Source organism: Colwellia sp. 1_MG-2023 (genome assembly GCF_030546755.1).
GTDB lineage: Bacteria > Pseudomonadota > Gammaproteobacteria > Enterobacterales > Alteromonadaceae > Thalassotalea_H.
Genome location: NZ_JAUOPE010000004.1, coordinates 286,539 through 307,419, shown reverse-complemented (window position 1 = coordinate 307,419; position 20,881 = coordinate 286,539). Strand labels below are relative to the sequence as shown.

17 protein-coding genes are annotated in these 20,881 nt (G+C 38.8%); 5 read left to right on the top strand and 12 right to left on the bottom strand.

What is annotated here, in order from left to right; genetic code table 11:
* Positions 1–120 precede the first annotated feature (120 nt).
* The 11 genes from Q4493_RS06825 to Q4493_RS06775 form a co-directional block, all read right to left on the bottom strand.
* Positions 121–978 (bottom strand): tryptophan 2,3-dioxygenase, encoded by an 858-nt coding sequence (locus Q4493_RS06825; protein WP_303450668.1) that lies wholly within the window; start codon positions 976–978, stop codon positions 121–123.
* The gene (locus Q4493_RS06820; protein WP_303450665.1) at positions 978–2,396 is read right to left on the bottom strand and encodes an NAD(P)/FAD-dependent oxidoreductase; all 1,419 of its coding nucleotides are present in this window, start codon (positions 2,394–2,396) and stop codon (positions 978–980) included. Before Q4493_RS06820 ends, Q4493_RS06825 begins: the two co-directional genes overlap by 1 nt.
* Complete coding sequence (kynU, locus tag Q4493_RS06815) at positions 2,389–3,678, bottom strand: kynureninase (protein WP_303450663.1); 1,290 nt, start codon at positions 3,676–3,678, stop codon at positions 2,389–2,391. Before kynU ends, Q4493_RS06820 begins: the two co-directional genes overlap by 8 nt.
* A 45-nt stretch (positions 3,679–3,723) precedes the next feature.
* Positions 3,724–4,743, bottom strand: coding sequence for an amidohydrolase family protein (locus Q4493_RS06810; protein WP_303450660.1), 1,020 nt, complete (start codon positions 4,741–4,743; stop codon positions 3,724–3,726).
* A gap of 120 nt (positions 4,744–4,863) precedes the next feature.
* Positions 4,864–5,418, bottom strand: coding sequence for a 3-hydroxyanthranilate 3,4-dioxygenase (locus Q4493_RS06805; RefSeq protein WP_303450658.1), 555 nt, complete (start codon positions 5,416–5,418; stop codon positions 4,864–4,866).
* A complete protein-coding gene (locus Q4493_RS06800; RefSeq protein ID WP_303450656.1) occupies positions 5,415–5,858 on the bottom strand; it encodes a RidA family protein in 444 nt (147 codons plus the stop codon). The genes Q4493_RS06805 and Q4493_RS06800 overlap by 4 nt, the downstream gene beginning before the upstream one ends.
* Positions 5,859–5,908: 50 nt before the next feature.
* The gene (locus Q4493_RS06795; protein ID WP_303450653.1) at positions 5,909–7,381 is read right to left on the bottom strand and encodes a 2-hydroxymuconic semialdehyde dehydrogenase; all 1,473 of its coding nucleotides are present in this window, start codon (positions 7,379–7,381) and stop codon (positions 5,909–5,911) included.
* A 197-nt stretch (positions 7,382–7,578) separates the two neighbouring features.
* Entirely contained in the window at positions 7,579–8,430 is an 852-nt protein-coding gene (locus Q4493_RS06790) for an ROK family protein (RefSeq protein ID WP_303450650.1), read from the bottom strand.
* Between the two features lie 98 nt (positions 8,431–8,528).
* Positions 8,529–11,210, bottom strand: a complete 2,682-nt coding sequence (locus Q4493_RS06785; RefSeq protein ID WP_303450645.1) for a family 20 glycosylhydrolase — start codon at positions 11,208–11,210, stop codon at positions 8,529–8,531.
* A gap of 46 nt (positions 11,211–11,256) precedes the next feature.
* Complete coding sequence (locus Q4493_RS06780) at positions 11,257–12,513, bottom strand: MFS transporter (RefSeq protein ID WP_303450642.1); 1,257 nt, start codon at positions 12,511–12,513, stop codon at positions 11,257–11,259.
* A gap of 61 nt (positions 12,514–12,574) precedes the next feature.
* Positions 12,575–13,651, bottom strand: a complete 1,077-nt coding sequence (locus Q4493_RS06775) for an acyltransferase family protein (protein WP_303450640.1) — start codon at positions 13,649–13,651, stop codon at positions 12,575–12,577.
* Between the two features lie 165 nt (positions 13,652–13,816).
* On the opposite strand from Q4493_RS06775, the gene Q4493_RS06770 reads away from it, so the two are divergent.
* Entirely contained in the window at positions 13,817–14,692 is an 876-nt protein-coding gene (locus tag Q4493_RS06770) for an AraC family transcriptional regulator (RefSeq protein WP_303450638.1), read from the top strand.
* Between the two features lie 57 nt (positions 14,693–14,749).
* Here Q4493_RS06770 and Q4493_RS06765 read toward each other — a convergent pair whose 3' ends face one another.
* Positions 14,750–15,583, bottom strand: coding sequence for a mechanosensitive ion channel family protein (locus Q4493_RS06765; RefSeq protein ID WP_303450636.1), 834 nt, complete (start codon positions 15,581–15,583; stop codon positions 14,750–14,752).
* Between the two features lie 412 nt (positions 15,584–15,995).
* On the opposite strand from Q4493_RS06765, the gene Q4493_RS06760 reads away from it, so the two are divergent.
* Genes Q4493_RS06760 through wzy form a run of 4 tightly spaced genes read left to right on the top strand, consistent with a single transcriptional unit; the run spans position 15,996 to position 20,879 of the window.
* Positions 15,996–17,114 carry a glycosyltransferase family 4 protein gene (locus tag Q4493_RS06760; RefSeq protein ID WP_303450635.1) on the top strand — a complete coding sequence of 373 codons (1,119 nt, stop codon included), beginning with the start codon at positions 15,996–15,998 and terminating at the stop codon, positions 17,112–17,114.
* Between the two features lie 57 nt (positions 17,115–17,171).
* A complete protein-coding gene (locus Q4493_RS06755; RefSeq protein WP_303450633.1) occupies positions 17,172–18,446 on the top strand; it encodes a lipopolysaccharide biosynthesis protein in 1,275 nt (424 codons plus the stop codon).
* Positions 18,443–19,543: a glycosyltransferase gene (locus Q4493_RS06750; RefSeq protein ID WP_303450631.1), complete on the top strand. Its 1,101-nt coding sequence runs from the start codon at positions 18,443–18,445 to the stop codon at positions 19,541–19,543. Before Q4493_RS06755 ends, Q4493_RS06750 begins: the two co-directional genes overlap by 4 nt.
* Entirely contained in the window at positions 19,527–20,879 is a 1,353-nt protein-coding gene (wzy, locus tag Q4493_RS06745; protein WP_303450629.1) for an O-antigen polysaccharide polymerase Wzy, read from the top strand. Before Q4493_RS06750 ends, wzy begins: the two co-directional genes overlap by 17 nt.
* Positions 20,880–20,881 lie beyond the last annotated feature (2 nt).

The window sequence follows — 20,881 nt, the reverse complement described above, 5'->3', positions numbered from 1 at the left end:
AAACCTAAAGAAATTGTTCACAGTAGAAAACAGCTAAAATAACAAGGGCTACAAAATAGTAGCCCGGTTAAGTGTTTACTTTACACTTTTTTTCATATCGTTTTTTAATGCTTTTTTCTCTTAAAGATGAGTTCTAAGTTCAAATAACTCTGGGAAGAAACTAATATCTAAGGCTTTTTTCAAAAAACTCACCCCCGATGAACCGCCAGTGCCCATTTTATTGCCGATGATACGTTGCACGGTATACATATGTTTAAAACGCCATTGCTGAAAGGCATCTTCGATATCAATTAATTTTTCCGCCAATTCATATAATTCAAAGTGTTCATCGGCATTTTTATATACCGCTAACCAGGCTTGCAACACAGCGTCGTTGTGTTGATAAGGCAAAGAAAAGTTCGCTCTTAACTGCGCAGGCTCCGCGATTAATTTTCTATCCGCCAATAACTTGATCACTTCATCATAAAGGCTAGGCGCTTCAAGTACCGCCGTTAGTTCTTGATGAGCCGTAGGGTTTGCTTTGTGCACCTCCAGTAGCTTTGCATTTTTATTCCCTAATAAAAACTCTAATTTACGATAACCAAATGACTGGAAACCTGAAGAATGGCCTAAACTATCCCTAAATTTCAAATAATCGACCGGCGTTAACGTTGAAAGAATATTCCATGATTGGGTTAATTGATTGAAAATGTGTTTAACGCGAGAAATCACTTTAAACGCATGGCCAAAATCTGCTTCTTGAATATTTTTAATCGCTTCACTGAGTTCATGACCCGCCAGTTTTAACCATAATTCACTGCTTTGATGAATAGTAATAAATAGCATTTCATCATGTTGATCCGATAAGGGTTTTTGCGCTGACAATATTTGCTCTAAACCTAAATAATCGCCATAAGACATATCATCGTTAAAGTCAGTATGAATAGTCGATTCTACTTCTCGATAATTTTGCTTTTTCGGTTGATGTGGACAGCTCATCATTTCACCTCTGGGAGTTGATTAACCAACGCTGTTTGCGCTAATTGATGAAGTTTTTCATAGACATGGTCTTGCTGCCACTGCACTTCAATATCTGGTATCTGCATGATTTCATCCATAATGGTTTGTTGAATATCACCTACATGCAAGGCAGTTTTATAGGGAATATCCGGCGAGAATGTCACCATAGAATACAAAGGGATCCATAACTCAGGGTGCATTTTATGAAATTTGGCCTCTATTTTTTTGCGCAGTAAAAAACGCTCGTCGCCGGCTAAATCGCTCATTTCAATAAAATTACGTTTCGCCAATTCGATAATCGCATCGCCATTTTCTTTGCGTTCATCTTGATAAGCATTAAGAATTTCGGACCATTGATGATCATGCTGCTCAACCAATTCTGCTAATACTCGACAATCTTCAAAACCACAATTCATCCCTTGACCATAAAAAGGCACCATGGCATGCGCGGCATCGCCAATCAGGGCAATAGTATCATTCACTAACCAGGGATATATGTGTACTAAGCATAAAGGGGAAGGCGTTTTACTTAAAAAGTCTTCTATCGGATCCGCTAAATATTGCATCGCCTCAGCAAAATACTGATGAAAAAACGCGGTGACTTTTTCTTTAGTATTTAATGAAGCAAACGAAAGCTCACCTTCATGACTTAAAAATAACGTACAAGTAAAAGAGCCATCAATATTTGGCAGAGCGATTAACATAAAGTCTTTTCTTGGCCAAATATGTAAAGCATTTTTTTCAAGCTTATGACTGCCATCTTCATTGGCCGCAATCGAAAGTTCCATATAACTTTGTTGCATGTAATCAAGGCTGTAGCTAATTCGCTCTTTCGGCAACTCTTGCATTAAACGTCGAACTTTTGAAAACGCACCGTCGGCGCCAAAAACTAAATCACTCTCATGAATTTTTTGATGATGATTTTCATTGAGGTAGACGGCCGTGTTATCAGCAAAATTAAGCTGCACTAAACGATGACCAAAATGAACTTTGACCTGCGGCTCTTGCTCTGCCAAATCAATTAATTGTTCATTAATGCCTGAACGCGACACTGACCATATAGCCTGATCTTCTGTGCCATACGGCTGCTTAGTGATATTGCCCTCAATATCATGCATGATTCGACAATACATAGGGATGGCTTGTTGTCGAATTTCTTCATCTAAACCAACCGCATTTAACGCTTTCCACCCTCTATCTGATAACGCTAAGTTAATCGATTTTCCTTGGTAAATATTGGTTTTTCTAGAATCAGGGCGAGACTCGAACAAGTCAACGTGATAACCCTTTTTCGCTAACATCACCGCTAACAAGGCACCGACAGGACCGGCGCCATTGATGGCAATTTTTTCTTGTCGATCGCTATCCAAGAACGATTTTTTCGTTATATCATTCATTGTGCCACCCGAATAATAATGATTTTAACGTTTGACCAAACAGATAAACATCTTCAAAACTATTATATAAAGGCGTTGGTGCTAATCGCACCACATCAGGCTCTCTAAAGTCAGCAACGACACCAGCTTGGGTTAGCGCTTTAAAAAATGACTTATCAGTGCCGACTAACTTAACCGACAGCTGACAACCTCTTTTTTCTGGTGCTGTGGGTGTGATGATCTCCAGTTCAATATCAGAAAATTGGCTGACAATATCATTGAAAACAAATTCTAAATAAGCGGTTAATTGTAAACTTTTCGCCCGTAAGTTTGCCATCCCTGCCGCTTGAAAAATATCTAAAGACGATTTAAGTACCGCCATGCCCATGATCGGCACATTACTTAATTGCCAACCCTCAGCGCCTGACATAGGCTCAAAAGTATTTTCCATCAGAAAACGGCGTTCTTTGTTATGCCCCCACCAACCGCCAAAACGTGGTAAGTCGGTATTATCACCATGTTTATCATGAACAAAAATACCGCCAACGTTTCCCGCACTACTATTGAGGTATTTATAAGTACACCAAGCAGCAAAATCGACCTGCCAATCATGTAATTGCATTGGCACATTACCAACGGCATGAGCGAGATCAAAACCAGCTAACGCGCCAACATCGTGCGCAGCTTGGGTAAGTTTTTTCATATCGAATAATTGACCGGTAAAATAATTTACGCCGCCAAAAAACACTAAGGCAAGCTCATCTTTGTGGGTTTCAATTGCCGCGAGAATATCTTCTTCGCGAATAAGGTGCTCGCCTTCGCGTGGCGCCACTTCAATGATGGCATCATCAGGGGCAAAGCCATGATGTTTAACCTGTGTTTCGAGTAAATAACGGTCGGAGGGAAACATTTTCGCTTCACTAATTATTTTATAACGTTGTTGGCTCGGGCGATAAAAAGAAACAAACAATAAATGTAAATTCGTGGTCAGTGAGTTCATACAAACCACTTCTGACTCATTCGCACCAACAAGCTCGGCACTAGCTGGCGTTAAAATTTCGTGATAACTCACCCAAGGATTTTTCGCTTCAAAATGACCTTCAACACCCCATTTAGCCCATTCATCTAGTTCTGCATTAACATACTCTTTTGCCGACTTTGGCGCGAGCCCCAGCGAGTTACCGGTAAAATATAATACCCGTTTGTCATTGATAACAGGAAAGTGAAATTTGTCACGAAAGACCGACAATTCATCTTGGCTATCTTGTTGTTGTGCGAAGGTTAAGCTGTTTTCAAAAGTCATACAATTCTCATTCTATATTTGCTGTTGATGTCGTAAATAACAGCACTACACTGAAATCGGTAAATTAAAAAATTGCTCGGCATTGCTCGCCAATAATTGTTGTTGTTCGATTGCTGTAAGTGTTGAGGAGGTTTTAATTAACTGTCCCATTTTTTGCTCCCCTAACGGAAACGGATAATCAGTACCAAACATGAGCTTTTTCGTGGTCATTTTTTTCACCAGTAAATCTAAAGCGTCATGATCAAACACTGCGGTATCAAGATAAAATCGGTCAAGGTAATGGCTTGGCGGGAAAGCCGACTTGCCACGCGCGATATCCCTAAAATGCCAAGCATTTTCTAATCGCCCCAGTAAAAACGCGAATGAGCCACCACCATGAGCGAAACATATTTTTAATCTATTACTAACCTGATCAAAGCCGCCGCCTAAAATCATAGAAACAATTGAAAGTTGTGTTTCAGCAGGCATGCCAACCGTCCAGCCCATCATGTAGTCTTTGGTGCGCTCTCTCGCCATCATGTCCCATGGATGAACAAACACAGGAATATCTTCCGCTGCACAATGTTGAAGAAAAGTGAGCACTCCTTCATCGTCCATATTTTTTTCGCCGACATGGTTGCCAATTTGAATACCCACATGGCCATTGTTGACGGCCCTGCTTGCTTCTTTACACGCAGCATCAATATTTTGTAACGGCACTTGAGCCATAGCAAACAAGCGTCCTTTACCTTGCTGACAAATTTCTAACGCCGCATCATTAAATAATTGCGCACAATATAAGGCTTGTTCTATAGGTTTTTCATAAGCAAATAAAATAGGCGTGGCAGAAATAATTTGCTGCTCAAGGCCATGTTCATCCATTTGTTGTAAACGAACATTCGCATCCCAACAGGCAGCATAAATAGGACGAAATGCTTTGTTGCCTTTCATCAACATCGCTTTATCAAAACCATCCCCGCTATTCGGTAAATGCTTTAACCATGGCCAATCATCTCCACCAAACTTCTCTTGTAAACTTGGCCATGTTTTTGGAAAAAAATGTGAATGTATATCAATCACTTTCATTGTTAATTCTCTATTTATCAGTGTGTTATCTCGGTAGTAACATATCGGCTTAATGCATACTTTTTGCTCACAATTTTACTTTCACAAGGTGTATTTTTTGTAGCAACTACTGCAGAAAGGTTAAGTATCATCTAAAGTAACCCAACCTTCTGGTGGTTGTTTACCTGGATGAAGTGCGCCACATTCTGGACAGGTTCTGGCTTTTTCATCTTGATAAAACGCTTGATACACTGGAGGTAAATCATCAACGATAGATTTCAGCATCACTTCGCTTCTGTGCACTAACCCTTGGCAGTCAAAGCAATACCATTCAAACGCATCTTTTTCGCCAGCAGGACGTTTAGGTTCAATCACTAAACCAATACTGCCTTCCATGGGTCGCTGGGGTGAATGTCTAACATGTGCCGGTAAAAAGAAAACATCGCCTTCACGAATAAAAACATTTTTACATTCACCGTCTTCCATCACTTTCAACACCATGTCGCCCTTTAGTTGATAAAAAAACTCTTCAACCGGATCATCATGAAAATCTGTTCGTTGATTCGGGCCACCAACCACTGTCACCATCATGTCAGTGTTCTGCCACACTTGAACATTCCCAACAGGAGGCTTTAACAAATGTTGATGCTCTTCTATCCAACGCTGAAAGTTAAAGGCCGATAATTTTGCTTTCATAACTCGTCCTTATTGACTTGATCGGTTAACGGTTTGTACGCCACGGCTTTGCATTCAATTAACAAGTGAGGATGCGGCAATTGATGTACCGCAACCGTTGTCCGAGTTGGTCCATCAAAATCAAAATACTGACTATAAACCTCGTTATAGCCTTTAAAGTCATTCATGTTGACGAGAAAAGTGCTGAACTCGACAAGATCAGATAGCTCTGCACCTACCGATTGCAATATATCGCGAATATTTTCAATCACGGCTTTGGTTTGTACGGCAATATCTAACGTTGTTGCGCCAAATTCGTCCACTTCAACGCCAGCAAAACTATTATCTGGCAAGCGAGAACTGGTGCCCGAAATAAAAATAAAATCACCTGCGCGTTTTACATGAGGAAACTTGCCGCGCGGTACCGCTTTTTCTTGTAAGACTTTTGCCTTTGTTGTCATTTTCAGTCCTTTTAATCTTTAAACCTATTCACAAATAAACCATGTCAGGCTTAATCGATTTTAATACAAATATTAACTGGCTCTGCGTAAAAACTAAGTGAGTGCTTACCACCTTCGCGACCAATACCAGAGAGCTTAACGCCACCAAATGGTGCGCGTAAATCGCGTAAAAACCACGTATTTACCCACACAAGGCCAACGTCTATTTGCGGGGACACTCGATGAGCTCGGGAAACATTTTCAGTCCAAAGCGCGCAAGCTAAACCATATCGGGTATTGTTTACTCGTTCGATCACTTCGTCTTCTTCATCGAAGATCGAGATATGACAAATTGGGCCAAAGATCTCTTCTTGATTGACACGATTGTCATCCGCTAAACCGCTAATAATTGTCGGTTCGATATAACAGCCTTGATCACGCTCATCATTAAATTTTGGCACGCCACCACCAACAATAAAGTTCGCCCCTTCGTCTTTCGCTAATTGATAAAAGCTGAGCACTTTTTCTTGATGCTGTTTGGAAACCAAAGGCCCTAACAAAACATCTTTTTCTTTCGGGTAGCCAATTTTTATTGCTTGAGCTTGTTGTTTAAGTTGAGCAATAAATGCATCGGCGATATCTCGATGAACAAATACCTTTTCCGTACACAAACAGACTTGGCCACAATTAGTGAAAGTAGAACGTGCGACCCCTGCCACCGCTTTTTTAAGATCGGCATCTGCAAATACAACCGCTGAATTTTTACCGCCTAGTTCAAACGAGATAGGTTTAACCCCATCAGCCACCGCACGCATAATATGTTGTCCGGTTGCGCTCGCACCAGTAAAGGTAACCGCATCAACGTTTTGATGAGAAGTTAAGTAATCGCCAATATGCTTGCCCCGCCCCAGAATTAAATTGAATACTCCTTTAGGTACTCCCACTTCATCCATCACCTCGGCTAATAACACAGCGGTTGAAGAGGTTTCTTCTGAAGGTTTAAGGATCACGCAGTTCCCACACGCTAATGCAGGAGCTACTTTCCACGTAGCTAATAACAAAGGTAGATTCCACGGCGAGATCACAGCAACAACCCCAAGTGGTTTATTAACACTATAGTTAAGGGCTTTTTCGCCGGTAGGTGTTTCGGTGATAAAAGTTTCGCCAGTGTGAGTACGCGCCATATCAGCAAAAGCTCTAAAATTGGCGGCACCTCTTGGAATATCAATGGTTTGAACTTGATGTAACGATTTACCAGTATCTGCAATTTCTGCATCAATAAATGCTTGCTGACGCTCAGCCATGCGATCCGCAATTTTATGCAATAAATCGCACCGTTGATTAAGGGTCAACTTACCCCATGGCCCTTTTAATGCTTGCTTTGCGCTTTGAACAGCCATATCAATTTGCCGATTATCTGCTTCGGCAATTTCAGAAATTTTTTGACCATTAACAGGATTAATATTATCGAAATAACAATTACTTGGAACAAACTGCCCATCGATATAGCAATGTAATAAAGGATAAGGTGAAGGCGCTGACATTCAATTTCCTAGCAATTAAGGTTCACACTTTATTAGTGTAGTAGGAATTTAACTGTAGCTTTTTACTATTAATAACAAAAATTAATAAATATAAGAATAACGATACATTTTATGAATACGTTGTACTTAAAAAAATATGACAAGTAGTTATACCAAACAAGAATATTGAATGGCTAAACGGAACGGTATAGTTTTACTTAAGTTTTACTGTTGAGATATAAATGCGCCGCACCAAGCAAAGCAGCATTTTCTAAATCACTTTTTACTATCGTTAAGTTATTTATCACTCTTTGATATGGAAACTTTGCTAACGCTCGCCATAAAGCATCAATAAATAAATGGTAAGACTTGGCAACTGATCCCCCTAATACAATCACTTGCGGATTTAGCACAAATAATATCATTGAGATCGCCTGCGCTAAATGCTCGCCAAACTCTTCAAAAGCTTTGATCGCTTTAACTTCATTCTGCTCCGCTAATTGTGCTAATTCGGCACCCGTCATTTGATAATGATCTGTAAAAAACTGTCCCGAACAATAATCATCAATAGTGCCATCTAAATAACTGATACCGCCTACTTCTCCGGCACAACAATTTTGCCCAGCATATAATTGCTTATTGAGGATATATCCGGTACCGAATCCCGTTCCTAAACAAATACCTACAACGTCTTGATATGACTGTGCGCCACCAAAAGCATATTCTCCGGCAACAAAGCAATTGACGTCATTATTTAAATAAATGTCGCAGTGGTAATGCGTTGAAAGTGCCGCTTTTAAATGATAATTCTGCCAAGCAGGGATATTAATCGCATCAAAAACTACGCCTTGTGCAACATCAAGAATACAAGGTACACCAATTGCGATAGCTATGGTGTTAGCTTTTTTAACGCTGTCGATACATTCAACAATAAACGCTAATATTGCCGCTTCGTTTTCATGAGCAGCAAAACTTCGTACCTTAAACTCTTCGATAATACCGTTTTGAAAACGTCCCGCGTTAATCGTGGTACCACCAATATCTAAAGTGACAATAGAAGAGGAATTCATAAACAGGCCTAATTTTTACAAAATACGATTTTAATTCGGCTCATAGTTTAAGCCTGAAGTTGAAAATTCAGGCTTAAACTAAGGTAAATTTACCGAGGTTAATTAACAGTGAAGCTTCTACCTGCTCTTTGCCCATCGGCAGATCTAGCTCTAACTTCAACAGGTAAAGTAACGGCTACCGGTGAAGAATAACGGAGCCACTCGCCGTTTACTTGGCGGTATTCCAACGGTAAGCCCACTAGAGAACTATTGATCTGTAATTTGTTGTCGATAATTTTCGCGCCAACGGTAGGAATACGATAAAAAACGCCGAGTTTATCTAATTTGATCAATTCTTTTTGCGCGATGGTATTACTAAACATCTGCCATTTTTCATCACGTAACGCTTTTAATTCATCGGTAAAAACCTGACTGCTGTGGTTATATTTTGCCCCTTGATAATTATATGGCACTGACCAATCGGCATGATGCCACGCACGCTCAGCCATCGCTATCATACGTGGATAAAGCATATACTCCGCTTGATTTTCACTGCGAATGGTTTCACTCCAAATTTGTCCTTGAACGCCGACAACCTTGAATTGCTCTGGCATAGGACGATGGATAACCTTGCCGGCTTCATTTTTTTGTAGACGGTCATCAATTTCAAAGTTTTGACCGGAAGTATCGACGCGAAACTCAGCATGAATTGGTAAATTATCAGGCATAAAGTTAAACACGTTTTGACTATCGATACGACGAGAAGCCCAATTATAGCCACGCTCTTTTGGGTCAACTTCATACGGAAAATCAAAATAAAAGACATCAGGAACCGACAAAACAACATTCCAACCACGGTGTGCTTGTTCACTTACCATTTTGTGTGCTCCACCCGGTAAAGAGCCCCAGATATAAGAATAAACATCTTTAGGCATATTCTCAGCATGTGTTTCACCTAAACCATCATTCCAACCCCCGACCGAAATACCTTTACTGGCGATCATGTTTGATACACGCTCAATAAAATGTGCCCCTAAGTGTTTTATGTCGTTCACCTCGTTGCTAGTATCCGCGACTAAAGCTTGACATGCTGGAGATTCAACCCAAGCACCGGCGGTTTCATCAGCGCCAATATGATACATTTGCAATGGATGCTCCGCTTGATTATGCAGAGAAATTAGATCTTCTAATACACGATCAACAAACGCATAAGATGACTCTAAGCAAACATTGATCGTGTTATCGTTGTAATTTTGAATCGACATATATTGGGTTTTATCATCAAAATCACTTAATAAATATTGCGTGGCAGCCACTTCATTTTCTTGCTCGATAAATCGGCGGTAACGTGCTTCCATAGCTTTGATTGCCGCACGTGAATGCCCAGGCATATCAAGCGAAGGGATCACTTGAATATGATGTTGGCTCGCATAGTGTAAAATGTCTAAATAATCTTGAACGCTGTAAAAACCATCTCTATCCGCCGAGTCAGCACCACCAAGTTGTGGCTGCATACAAGCTTTGTCAGAAAGATCCATACAACGCGTTGCGCCAATGTCTGTAAGCTCAGGAAAACTTGGTAACTCAATGCGCCAACCTTCATCTTCCGCCAAATGCATATGTAGCTTGTTTAACTTATAAGCCGCCATTTGTTCAATTAAACGAAAGACCATGGCTTTATCATGAAAATTACGAGCCACATCTAAATGTTGGCCACGATAATGATATTTAGGCGCATCATTTATCACAACATAAGGAACCGTAAGCGTGTCTACCGTTAATAAACTCGCTAATGTTTGAATACCATAAAAAGCGCCTGCTTTATCGGCTGCAATAATAATAATGCCTTCATCAGAAACCGTTAATTGATAACTTTCTGTTGCGTCAGCTTTGCCATTCAATTTAGCATCGATATTCACGTGAACAGGTACACCTGCTTGTGATTGAGCAACACCAAGTTTTGCTAATCGAGTTAACGCTGCACTCACATCGCTTTCATCAAGTCCTTGATAACTAATCGCTAATCCTTTCGTCAACGATAAGGTTTTATTGTTATCCGTTAACGCGACAGATTTCGGCGTAGGAATAACACTACTGGCTAATGCTTCTGTGCTCGCCACTGCTACATCAGCATTATGCTCAAACAACCAAGCTGCATCGGCATATTCATTAATGTCATTGGGATTTGCTTTGATTTGTTTAACTATATTGTCATAAGGCACAATCCAAGGCGTGAGCTCAAGCTGAGTGTCGGGATCTATTTTAGTGCGGGTACTATCAATTACAGCAGGCGTTAATTGCGGAGCCGACAGCCAATAATTCGGCATTAATTGTGAATGAGTCAACACGGTTGCTGCCATCCAAATTTTTAAGCTTTGCTTTTCGCCTGCTTTAAAGCCAGTAAAAGCGGAAGTTGGTTTTATTTGATGAATATCGCCATTATGTAATGCAATGGTAAAGGCGTCAGATTTGCCAGCATAAATCGGGTAAACTTGTGAATATTGAATCGTCCATTGATTTACATTCAAATCAACCGGCGAGGTAAAATGAATATAAGCGCTAAAACAATGCTTAACCGCTTTACCCTCTTTATCTGGACAGTCAGTTTCGATATTACTTAGTACTTGATACTTCACCTCGAGAGACGCTGCCATTTGGTCAAGTTGAGCTTGATTAATTGCTGTTATTTCGTTGAGTGATTTGTCACTTTCAACCACATTTTTGTTTGCCTGACCACAAGCAACCAAAGTGGCTAAAGCAACACTTAACCCACACTTTGCTAATATCGAACGTTTTATCATGTAATAACCTTCATCAATTTTAATTTAACTTATATATTTTAGTAACTTAACAACTTTCTTCGCGCTTAAATAACGATACCGTTTTATTGGCAACCAAAGGTTTTGCCCAAAAACCGATAGAAAAAATATAACCTAAGGTGAGATACACTACGACCATACCAATACGTAGATCACCTGACAGATCTGCAATTAAACCTATCAAAGGCGACGCTAGACCGCCACCAACAATACCTGTACATAAAATGCCAGCAAATGAGCCGTGATGTACTTTTAGCGAATTTAACGCTAATGAAAAAATCACTGACCACATCACAGATAAGAAAAACCCCACTAATGGAAAAGCCATTACTGCGACCTCGCCTGAGCCAAATAAAGCCGCGGTTAAAGCAAGCATAGCTCCCATAGCAAATAATTTAAGCACGATACGGCTATCAAGTATTTTCACTAACGCTAAGCCTAAAAAACACCCTAAGGTTAACATCATCCAAAAGTTACTGACGGTATTAGCGCCAACGGTTACTGGATCTAAACCATGGTATTGCGATAAAAATAGTGAGATAACATTGGCAACACCTTGCTCAGTACCAACATAGGCAGCAATACCAATAAAAAACAAAATCACTGTTTTGTTTTTAAATAAATCTTTATATATTTGCCATGCGCCAACTTTTTCATCGGCTTGTAACGTTACTTTCGGTAATTTTATAAAATAAATAAGCACTAACATCAGTAATGAAATGAGCGCGAATATCCAATACATCGACAGCCAGGTCATATTGGCAGGAACATTTTCTTTAAAAAACGTCAAAACTCCACTGACCTCTTCTCTAGCCATCCCTTGCACAACAGCACTGTATACCATAGGGCTTAATGTAGCGGCACCGCCAAATAATAATTGCGCCATCACTGAATAAAACGCGAAATGCTCTTTACCGCCAGCCACTCTTAGTAACGGATTAATAGCAACCTGTAACATTGCCATCCCTGTACCAATAAAAAATAGTGAGGCCATTGCCATAATAAAACTCGGGGCTAAAGCAAATAAAAAAGAGCCAAATGCAGACATAATAAAAGCAGATAACATTACGGGCTTTTCGCCATATTTATCAACTAACATACCGGCAGGAATAGACATTACGCCATAGGCGGCAAAGAATGAGAAAGGTAAAAAACCTGCCACAGCTAAGCTGATTTCAAAATCTTTCACCAACGAAGGAAATAAAGGTCCTAGAATATTGGTAATAAAAGAGATAGCAAAAAAAGTGACTAAAACCAAAATCAGCGCGGATATATTCGTTTTCATGTTATTCATTGTTCCTATTACTGAAAATAATTAGAGCGATAAACTTAACAAGCGCTTGCGCTTAAATTTTGATAAATATTTTTCGCTCGTATAGCCACTTTGAAAACCAACCAAAAAGAACAACATGACTTAAAGCAAAAACAAATGACGCTAACTTTTCAGGTAAAAACGAGGTCAAACTAGCAAACATGTATTGATGCAAACCTTGCTCTCCTACTTGAAACAAACCGTAACTTGCAACCCAAACCCAAGATAATACATAGATGAATAAAGGATTGGTGCCATAAATAAACAATGGTGTCATGGGCTTTTCAACCTTTTTCAAATCAATTAAGTAAACAAACAGCGCCAAAACCAAGCAGGAAAATCCTGTGGTATAAATAACATAAGTACTCGTCCACAATGCTTTATTGATTGGTATAAAGACATCCAGTATTAAGCCCACCACAACGGCAATTACACCTAGCTGCAATAATTTAACTAACGATTGCTGTTTGCTTTCACATTGACTAATAAGTCGAGTGACTTCAAAGCCAAACAAGACACTGACAATAGACGACAGAGTACTTACTAACCCTTCGGGATCAAAGGCAACACCAAAGCCGCCATACATATGCTCAGTACCAAGAATGAGCAGATCAATTTCTCTGACAATATTCATTTCAAGGCTATAAGCACCTTCTCCCGCCAACGTTAAGATAAAGTGATAAGCCACTAAAATAATGCAAGCAAGTACTAACACTTGTTGTCGTTTTAACGTCAAGACAATAAAAGCGGCAAATATATAGGCGATACCAATGCGTTGTAATACGCCCATAATGCGCAATGATTCAATGGAGTTGTTAAATGGGTAAGCATTTAACGCTAACCCTATTAAAAACATAATGATGCCACGTTTAATAATTTTAATTGCGGAATCAATATTTAAAGTGAAATCTTGCTTTTTAAAAGCAAAATACATGGCTGAGCCAACAATAAATAGAAAAAAAGGAAACACTAAATCAGTTGGTGTGATGCCATGCCAGCTCGCGTGTAACAAGGGAGCATAAACGAAATTCCATGAGCCAGGCGTATTCACTAAAATCATTAAAGCTATGGTCAAACCGCGCAAAGCATCTAACGCTAAATAACGTTGCATAGTATTTTCCTATTGATAATTATCACCTTACTCATCAAGTCTTTGAGTTAGCGCTGTGAGTTTTTGTGAATGAATAGGTTATTTTGCTATACGCTCAGCATTAACAGATAAACTTTTCTCTCACTTTATGATACTTTTCTATCAATAATAAAAAGGATGCTTGCTATGAAATTAATGTTTGAAAAAATCTTACCATCAGAAAATTCTTCATGGCGATATTGGTTATACAAACTCGATAACATTGAATTTAATTGGCATTATCACCCTGAATATGAAATTGCCTTAACGCTGAATAGCCAAGGACAGCGTTATGTCGGTGATAATATTGAAAGTTACCACGAATTAGACATGGCGTTTTTAGGCCCTCATTTACCCCATACTTGGTCTTCATCACCGGCGGTGATCGGTAAACCACAGAAAGTATATGTTGCTCAAATCCCCGTTCGTTGGCTTGAAAATTTAACGTTAAGCATGCCTGATCTAGCTGACTTTAAACCATTACTTGAACTATCTCGAAGAGGGATAAAATTTAGTGAAAGCACGGTAAAAAAATCAGCTAGAATATTTGCAAAAATGCAACATGCTAGTGCCTCACAACGCTTTATTGGTTTAATGGAGATTTTTCAATTGATGCTTGATGATCAAGATAAACAAGTGTTATCGAGTAATGGTTACAATATTTCTGTCACCTCAGATGCTTCCACCGATAAACTCGATAAAGTGATCCGTTATATTCATCAACATTACACGGGGAAATTACCGGCGGCAGAAGTCGCTGATTTGGTCCATATGAGTACCAATCATTTTCATCGATTTTTTAAGCAAAGAACAGAGCAAACATTCACTGAAGTGGTGAATCAATTACGTATTAGTAAAGCCTGTTCATTATTAATTAACTCACAACGACCCATAGCAACTATCAGTGACACTTGTGGTTTTAACAATATTGCTAACTTTAATCGACGTTTTTTACAATTTAAGGGAATGAGACCAAACGAATTTCGACAGATTTATGCAGGTAAACCTGTCAGCGTAAACTAAAACGGTGTTCAATTAAGATAAAGAAATAGCTTAATAAACACCGTTTATCGAGATTAATTATCCATTGGCTTGAATAATATGTACATCTCTTTGTGGGAATGGAATTGTGATATTTTCACGATCAAAGGCAAGTTTCACCTCTTCCATCATACCAAAGTAAACAGGCCAATAATCCTCAGATTTCACCCAAGGGCGAACTAAGAAATTAATTGAGCTATCAGCATGAGCAGAGACAAAAATATCAGCCCCTGGCTCTTTTAAAATCATGTCATTGTTATCAACAATACTCGCTAAAATACCTTTAACTTTAGCGATATCGTCTTGATAACTAATACCAAACGTTAAATCAACACGACGAGTTTCTTCAACAAAAATATTTTTCACGCAACCATTCGATAATAATGCATTTGGGATTATCACCCGTTGATTATCAAGCGTGCGTAAAATGGTATTAAAAATTTGAATTTCTACCACTTTGCCGACAAAGCCTTGCGCTTCAATAACATCACCCGCTTTAAATGGCTTAAATAGTAAAATAAGAATACCGCCGGCAAAATTCGCCAAACTGCCCTGTAACGCTAGGCCAATAGCAAGACCTGCAGCACCTAACACCGCAATCAGTGAAGCCGTTTCAACCCCAACCATAGAGGCAAACACGATAACGAGAATTGCTTTGGCAATAATACTGACAATACTTAATAAAAACTTATGAAGAGTCACTTCAACTTGCTTTTTCTTCATGCCTTTTTCAAAAACGTTTAGTACCTTTTTGATTAGCCAAAGACCAATAAAAAAGACCACTAACGCCATCAATAATTTTCCTCCCCATTGCACCGCCATTTCGCTGACAATGTTAAGGTAGTGTTCAATTTTTTCTGTTGATTGTTCCATAATATTTTTACACCTTGTTATATAAGATAAAAGTTAGTGTAGTTGTTAGCTGCTGATTAATAAACTAAAAAAAGTCGCACATAGTATTCTCTTTAAAGCTATTCACATATTTGCACTTAAAAAATCCATTGTTTAGCTAAGCGTAAATGTCTCGGTTTTTTCAGCAAATTAACCTCATATTTTTTCGTAAAAACCGATGATTCAGTAAATAGATTATTGAAATAAAAGATCTAGACCTATTGAATGCTCACAAGGTTTTTAACGCGATAAAAATTACCACCCCCCTGATAAAGCAATTAATTACCTTATATATAAAGATGCTTGTTTATTTAACGGCAATTGCTTGGTAGATTATCTAAAAAAGAATAAGTGGCACGCCTTTGTCCACAATAAAATTGATGACGAGCCTTCCATGAGCAAAATAGCTTTTATCACTGCAGCACCTGAAACTATCAGTGCATTTTTACTCGCATATATCAAAGCGTTAGCAGAGCATCATGACATACATATCATTACCTCTTTAAAAAATGGCCAGTCGATTAGAGGACTTGATAGTAAAATAATTGTGCACAATGTTAATATTCATCGTGATCCTAAAGTTTTTTCGGATGTAAAATCACTTGTCACCCTTTATCGCTTATTCAGAAAAGAGCGTTACGAATTAGTACATTCGTTTACGCCAAAAGCAGGGTTACTCACACAAATAAGCGCTTTTATGGCGCGTGTACCAAAACGTCTGCATACCTTCACTGGTCAAGTGTGGGCGACAAAACAAGGCACTGCCCGTGTATTCCTGAAATTTTTAGATAGTATTACCGCAAAACTTGCAACATATTGTTTAATCGACAGCCCTTCGCAAAAAGCCTTTTTACTCAAAGAAGAACTATTAACGGATGAGCAATGTAGCGTATTAGCATCTGGCTCAATTTCTGGGGTAAATATTGAGAAATATAACTTCTCGCAAGAAAATAGAAACCAGTTAAGGGCTAAACACCATATTGCTGACGATGACTTTGTCTTTATGTTTGTCGGCAGATTAAAAAAAGAGAAAGGCGTACCTGAATTATTAGCGGCGTTTAAGCAGATTAATCAAAATAACAAGGTAAAATTGTTCATCTTAGGATCTGACGAAGAAAATCTAAGCGAACAATTAAATGCAATCAACAACCTTCATTATTTAGGCTTTATCCCGAATACCGAAGATTACTATTCATTTGCCGATGTTTTATGTTTACCAAGCCATAGAGAAGGCTTTGGCAATGTAATTATTGAAGCGGCGTCATGCCAGCTGCCGGCACTCGCCTCAAATATTTACGGACTATCTGATGCAGTAGAGCACAATGGCTCGGGCATTTTGCACCCAGTAAAAGACGAACAAGCCATAGCAACCGCTATGCAGTCGCTGATTGATAACCCAGAAAAATTAACTGAAATGAGAAAAAGGTGCCGAGCTAGAATTGAAGAAACCTTTGACGAAAAGATATTAGTGAACGAATTTATGCATTTTTATCAAACATTGGGATTGAAGTGATCACTAAGATGCTGTTTTACAGTGAATGGCAAACTAACAAGATAATAATGCAGACCTATGTTTAGTAAATTAACCACCCTAAAAGATGCCAGCTTAACTACTCTGGCTAATGTTGCCCAAGCATCGGCACAGTGGCTTTTATTGATCATAATCGTTAAGCAATTCGATGATTTAATTTTAGGTCAGTTAGTACTTACGCTGTCTATTGTCACCCCCATCTTTTTATTGCTCAGTTTTAAATTAAGAACCTTAGTTGTCACCGATTACCACAATGAACGCTATTTTGAGCAATACTTACACGCACGATTTTTCGCGCAAACAATTGCCATTATTTTATTAGTATTGCTATCACCTTGGCTGCTATCAAATGTATACGCCAGTATTATTACTTCAGTGATTATTTTTAAAGTAGGCGATGGTACCTCTGAGCTTTGTTATAGTTATTTACATAAACAACAACAATATAAACAAGCGGCAATTTCTCAAACCACCCGTAGTTTTTTCACTATCACGTTGTTATTAGCGGCTTCACTATTTACTCATAATATTCACTTTACCTTCTTTACTTGGGCAATCACTACAATTGTTTTCTCATGTATTGATGTCTACACAGTGCGAAAAATTATTGCCGAAAAAGAAAATCGCGCCTTCTTTTTATGGTCAACTTGTAAAAATATAGCAGCCATCTTCGCCTCATTGGAGATCTACAAAAAATATTGGCCAATTAGTGTCTCAATTTTATTTAGCGCGATGTTTGTTTATATTCCCAATTATACGTTAGAGTATTTTCACGGCACACAAAGTGTCGGACATTTTGCCGCGATCAGCTATTTCCTTGTTGCTGGCGGCATTTTAATTCATAGCCTTTCACAAGCGGTGACGCCTAAATTAACGCATTTATTTCATCAAGGTAACTATCAAGCCTTTATAAAAACCACGCGTTTACTGATGTTAATTGGTGCTGGTATCGGCTTAATCGGTTTAGTCTTTGCCCATTTTATTGGCGAATGGATACTTACCATTATTTATAACCAAACCATTGCTTTACTCACCGACGAATTAAAACTCATCATAATTGCCAGTATGTTCCGCTACAGTTACACCTTTTTAGGCTCTGCTTTAAACGCATTAAAATGTTTTAATCGACAAGCGTTTGTTTATGGGTCTGGCAGTTTAACCTTGTTGATTGCTTGTTTATTTTTAGTGCCATCCATGGGCACTATCGGCGCGGCCATTGCGATGATTATCGCTTGTAGCGTTGAAATGCTCATTATGTGTGTCACTTTTTTTGTTCAATGGAAAAAAATTAATCGAATCAAGGCTCATTCATGAATAAAAAAGTCCTGCATATTTTCGGAAAAATGGACAGAGGCGGCGCAGAGCTAAGAACCCTCGCGACATTACAACCGCTATCGAATAAAGGGGTAAATATCGAATTTTGCTCATTATCAGGTAAGCAAGGTTTACTCGATGAAGAAATTAAAGCGTTAGGCAGCGAAGTGCATTTATGCCAATTAGGGGTATTTTTTCCGATTAAATTTTATCGATTATTACGTCAGCATAAATTCGACGTTGTCCATTCTCATGTTGCTATGGTGTCAGGTTTTATTTTGTTTTTAGCTTGGCTCGCCGGAGTCAAGCAACGTATTGCACACTTTAGAAATACCCATGATGCAGCAAAAACCTCGTTTGTTCGCAAATGGCGTAACCGTTTTTTACATGAGTTGATTAATCTATTTGCCACCGATATTTTAGGCGTTTGTAATGCCGCTTTGTCTATTTTTTGGCGACCAGATTGGCAGCAAGACCCAAGATGTCAAACCATCTATAACGGGTTAAATCATCAGACATTATTAGCAAAAAAACCGACTTTCTGGCAAGAAAATAACATCACCAATCATTACCCTGTCATGCTCAATGTTGCTCGCATGGTCGAGCAAAAAAACCATCGCTTTATGATCCCTGTACTAGCCAAATATATCGAACAATATGGGCCAATCAATTTAGCGTTACTCGGAAAAAAAGATGAAAAAATTCAACAAGAAATCATCGCACTTGCCCAAGAGCATCATTGTTTAGATTATGTCGTTTTTCTCGATGTACAGCCGAATGTTTACGACTTCCTCACGCATGCTGATGTCATGCTTTTTCCTTCATTATGGGAAGGTTTACCAGGTGCTGTGATTGAAGCGGCTTCGGTAGGTTTGCCGGTAGTTGCGAATGACTTACCGGGTGTCATTGAAATTGCACAGCAACTACCCTGTGTACAACATTTATCGGTTGAACAGCCAATAAAATTGTGGGTTGAAACAGTAAACAATGCGATAACAACTAACTTAAACGAGCGAGAAAAGCATCATACAACCTTCAAAAACAGCTCGTTTAATTTAAATCAGTGTGTTGAAGCGCTTTATGCCATATACCAGTGAACGACAGACTTTATTAAAAGTATGCTCCATCATTATTATAGTAATGTTGGCAATCATTCTTTTAACCTCGTTTTGGCAAGCAATTGTTTTTACAAGGGAAGAACTCGAATTATTCTCGTTATTTAATTGGCTGATATTAAGTGCACTCCTAGCTTATACTTTGCCAAAAGGTATTTGGTCGATTTGCTTTATCTTTTTTTCCGCTTTTAGCATTTTCCATGGCGGCTTAGTTTTTGTTTCTGCAATAGGCTTGATCACCGATAAAGATATCCTCTACTCCATCAGTTTTTGGTTTCATCGAGCGGAAACACTTTATGCCATTTACTTAATGAATTTTACCATGCTGATTTATGCTTTAACCGCGGTTACTTTTTCTAAAAAATCATCGCTAATTCGTGATGCATTAGATGTACGCTTAATAAAACGCTTTTATCATATTGGTGGTGCCATGTTACTGTTTATGATCACCACGTTTCTTTTAGTCGGCTTTGCCACTGGTGCATTACAGTCTTACACCGCTTATTTAACCGTAATAAACCAATCACCTTTAGTAACACTATTATTTGTTTATATTTATTTATTTATGGGAATGGCGGTAGTATTCGTGTCGGTTTCTTATCGTCCTGGCTTTGGCTATTTATACTTTATTGCTTTTACTATTTGGGCAGTTATCGCTTTTAAAGTAGGTTTGCGCGGTGAAGTAATGTTTCCAACTTGTGTGGCCGCAGCAATATTAGGTCGCCGAAAAATCCCTATTGGTACTTTTAAACTGATGATAATGATTTTTATCATGTTAATCGCCATCGTCATTGTGAAAAATGCCCGCTTATCAGGAGACTATTCTGAAATTGATAATATGAATCCGCTCAATGCAATAGCTGAAATGGGCAGTAGTTTACGAACCGTGCAAGAAGTGGTGAAATGGCGAAATGAAGGCTTTAAATTACTCTACGGTGCGAGTTATTGGGCGCCCTTTGAACGCCAATTAGCATTATTTTTGCCGATTGAGCGACCGCCAGCGAAAAAAGACAAACGTTTGTTAAACGTGGTCGTGCAAGAAAAAGCCGGTCCTATTGGTTTTTCACCAGTCGCTGAAGCCTATTTAAATTTTGGTGAAAAAGGCATTGTTTTAATCGCCTTTATTTTAGGGCTCAGTTTAGCGAAGTTTGACAGCATAGCGTCAACAGTACGTGCCGATACGTTAATTGGTGTTGCTTTGATCCCTTTATTCATTATGATAAGGAATAGTTTTACCTTTATTCCCGTACAAATCATCATGGGCATTGTTATCGCTTTGATCATCCTTCAATTAGCTAAAATAAGAGTAGTGAATTAGCC